The 3,740-nt window shown below is 63.7% G+C and carries 3 protein-coding genes; all 3 read left to right on the top strand.

Features of this window, described 5'->3' with window-relative positions; genetic code table 11:
• Positions 1–1,376, top strand: a 1,376-nt coding sequence (locus EN742_RS27760; RefSeq protein WP_128333509.1) for an aldehyde dehydrogenase family protein, incomplete at its 5' end; no start/stop codon positions are given.
• A 60-nt stretch (positions 1,377–1,436) separates the two neighbouring features.
• Positions 1,437–2,690 (top strand): ABC transporter substrate-binding protein, encoded by a 1,254-nt coding sequence (locus EN742_RS27755; RefSeq protein WP_126058402.1) that lies wholly within the window; start codon positions 1,437–1,439, stop codon positions 2,688–2,690.
• Between the two features lie 121 nt (positions 2,691–2,811).
• The coding region (locus EN742_RS27750; protein WP_148670302.1) for a sugar ABC transporter permease at positions 2,812–3,740 on the top strand (929 nt) is incomplete at its 3' end.

The raw sequence follows: 3,740 nt of genomic DNA, 5'->3' as shown, positions 1-3,740 counted from the left end.
TTGCCGTCTCGCGCTATGCTCAGGCCGGCGAAGCGGAAGTCGAGACCGCGGTGGCTGCCGCGCATAGGGCCTTCGAGGCCGGCCCCTGGCCGCGCATGAAGGCATCCGAGCGCGCCGCCATCCTGCTCAAGGCGGTCGACCTGATCGAGGTCCGGCTGGAAGAGATCGCCAGGCTCGACGCGCTGGAATCCGGCAAGCCGATCGCCCAGGCGCGCGGCGAGATCGGCGGCGCCGTCGACATCTGGCGTTATGCCGCCTCGCTCGCCCGCACGCTGCACGGCGAGAGCTACGCCAATCTCGGCGACGCCATGCTGGGCGTTGTGCTGCGTGAGCCGATCGGCGTCGTCTCGATCATCACGCCGTGGAATTTCCCCTTCCTGATCATCAGCCAGAAGCTCCCCTTCGCGCTCGCCGCCGGCTGCACGGCGGTGGTGAAGCCAAGCGAGATGACCTCGGCCTCGACCTTCGTGCTCGGCGACATCCTGCTTGAAGCAGGCCTGCCGGCGGGTGTCGTCAACATCCTTGCCGGCCTGGGTAGCGATGTCGGCGCGCCGATGGTCAACCATCCGCTGGTCGAGATGGTGTCTTTCACCGGCTCCACCCGCGTCGGCAAGATGACGATGGCTGCCGCCTCGAACTCCCTGAAGAAGGTGTCGATGGAGCTCGGTGGCAAGAACGGCCAGATCGTCTTCCCCGACGCCGATCTGGAAGCGGCGGCGGATGCCGCGGTGTTCGGCGGCTTCTTCAACGCCGGCGAATGCTGCAACGCCGGCAGCCGGCTGATCGTACATGAGGCGATCGCCGACGACTTCCTCGCGACCGTCAAGGCGTTGACCGCCAGGGTGACGGTTGGCGATCCGCTCGACGACCGCACCAAGGTCGGCGCAATGATTTCCACCGACCATCTAACCAAGGTAGCCGGCTATGTAACGGCGGCGGCCGGAGACGGCGGCTCTGTTTATGCGGGCGGCAGCCAGCTCGCCTCAAATGCCGGCCAATATCTCGATCCGACCATCATTCGCGGCGTGACCGAGGACATGGCGATCGCACGCGAGGAAGTGTTCGGGCCCGTGCTCTCCGCGCTAACCTTTGACTCGATTGAAAGGGCGTTGCACATCGCCAACAACACGCCCTATGGTTTGTCGGCGGGTGTGTGGAGCGCCAGCATCGACACCTGCATGTCGGTGGCGCGTAATGTGCGTTCGGGGACTGTTTGGGTGAACACGTTCATGGAAGGTTACCCCGAGCTGCCGTTCGGGGGCTACAAACAGTCCGGTCTCGGACGTGAACTCGGCAAGCGCGCTGTCGAGGACTATACAGAGGAAAAGACAATCCAGTTTCATCGCGGCCAGCGCACCGGTTGGTGGGTCGGCTGAGTTGGGAAGACCCCGGCGGACGTCCGTCGGTTGTGTGCATTGCAACAAGGGAGGAACCACATGTTGCGCAAACTGCTTATCGGAACGGCTCTTGCGTCGACCTTTGCGTTTTCGGCGCATGCCGCCGACGTCAAGGAAGTGCAGATGCTGCATTGGTGGACGTCGGGCGGCGAAGCGGCTGCTCTGAACGTCCTCAAGGAGGATTTGTCCAAGGAAGGCTATGCCTGGAAGGACGTGCCGGTGGCCGGCGGCGGCGGCGACGCCGCCATGACGGCGCTGAAAGCCATGGTCGCGGCCGGCAACTATCCGACCGCCTCGCAGATGCTCGGCTATACCGTGCTCGACTATGCCGCTGCCGGCGTCATGGGCGATCTGACCGAGACCGCCAAGAAGGAAGGCTGGGACAAGTCGGTTCCGGCAGCCCTGCAGAAATTCTCGGTCTACGACGGCAAGTGGGTCGCGGCTCCGGTCAACGTCCACTCGGTCAACTGGCTGTGGATCAACAAGGCGGTGATGGACAAGATCGGCGGCGCCGAGCCGAAGACCTTCGACGACTTCGTCGCCTTGCTCGACAAGGCCAAGGCGGCGGGCGTCATCCCGCTCGCGCTCGGCGGCCAGAACTGGCAGGAAGCCACAATGTTCGACTCCGTCGTGCTGTCGACCGGCGGGCCGGAATTCTACAAGAAGGCCTTCAACGACCTCGACGAGGAATCGCTGAAGTCCGACACGATGAAGAAGTCGTTCGACAACCTCGCCAAGCTGGTCACCTATGTCGACCCGAACTTCTCGGGCCGCGACTGGAACCTCGCCACCGCCATGGTCATCAAGGGTGACGCGCTGGTTCAGGTCATGGGCGACTGGGCCAAGGGCGAGTTCCACGCCGCCAAGAAGACCCCGGGCACCGACTTCCTCTGCTATCGCTTCCCGGGCACCGACGGCTCGGTGATCTACAACTCCGACATGTTCGGCATGTTCAACGTTCCGGACGACCGCAAGGCCGCCCAGGCAGCGCTTGCCACCGCCACGCTGTCGAAGAGCTTCCAGTCGGCCTTCAACGTCGTCAAGGGTTCGGTTCCGGCCCGCACCGACGTGCCTGACACCGACTTCGACGCTTGCGGCAAGAAGGGTATCGCCGACCTGAAGGCGGCCAACGAAGGCGGCACGCTGTTCGGTTCGCTGGCCCAGGGCTATGGCGCGCCTCCGGCCGTTGCCAACGCCTACAAGGACGTCGTCTCGAAGTTCGTTCATGGCCAGATCAAGACCTCGGACGAGGCCGTGACCGAGCTGGTCAAGGCGATCGACGACGCCAAGTAAGCGATGCTTGAAACGACCTCCCCGCCCTGGCGGGGAGGTTTCTAACGAGGCAAGGTCCGGGATTGCCCGGGCTGGCGCTTTGCGCCGGTCGGCCCCCGACGAACCGGTACTGGATGAGCCGATGAGCACAGTAGCCGAAACCACCGCGAAGCTGACACCGGAGCACGACGCCCGCCCAGGAGCGTCCGTTCGCTCGCGGCTGCAGGATCTGTTGCCGAAGATCGTGCTGGCGCCGAGCTTCGCGGCGACGATCGTCTTCGTCTATGGCTTCATCCTATGGACGATCTATTTGTCCTTTACCAATTCCAAGACCTTCCCGTCCTACGCCATTACCGGGCCGCGCGCCTATCAGCGGCTGTGGCGCTGGACCTTCGAGAGCGACCCGCCGTCGAGCTGGTACACCTCGATCACCAACATGGGCATTTTCGGCTTCCTCTATATCTTTATCTGCTTGGCGCTCGGCCTGTTCCTGGCCATCCTGCTCGACCAGAAGATCCGCGGCGAAGGCATGCTCAGGCCGATCTACCTCTACCCGATGGCGCTCTCCTTCATCGTCACCGGCGTCGCCTGGAAATGGTTCCTCGATCCCGGCCTCGGCCTCGAGCAGACGCTGCACCGGTGGGGCTGGACGAGCTTCCATTTCGACTGGATCAAGAACAAGGATTTCGTCATCTACACCGTGGTCATCGCTGGAGTCTGGCAGGCCTCCGGCTTCATCATGGCGATGTTCCTGGCCGGCTTGCGCGGCATCGACGGTGAGATCATGAAGGCGGCGCAGATCGACGGCGCCACCACCTTCCAGCTCTACCGCCGCATCGTCATTCCGCTGCTGCGGCCAGTGTTCCTGTCGGCCTTCATCGTGCTCGCCCACCTCGCCATCAAGTCCTATGACCTGGTGGTGGCGCTGACCAGCGGCGGACCGGGCGGTTCGGCCTGGCTGCCGTCCAACTTCATGTACGAGTTCACCTTCAAGCGCAACGAGATGGCCGTCGGCTCGGCGAGCGCCGTGATCATGCTGATGACGCTGACCGCGATCATTGTGCCTTATCT

The organism is Mesorhizobium sp. M4A.F.Ca.ET.020.02.1.1 (assembly GCF_004022645.1).
GTDB lineage: Bacteria > Pseudomonadota > Alphaproteobacteria > Rhizobiales > Rhizobiaceae > Mesorhizobium.
The sequence above is the reverse complement of the archived record's forward strand: the minus strand, read 5'-3'. Positions and strand labels throughout refer to the sequence as shown.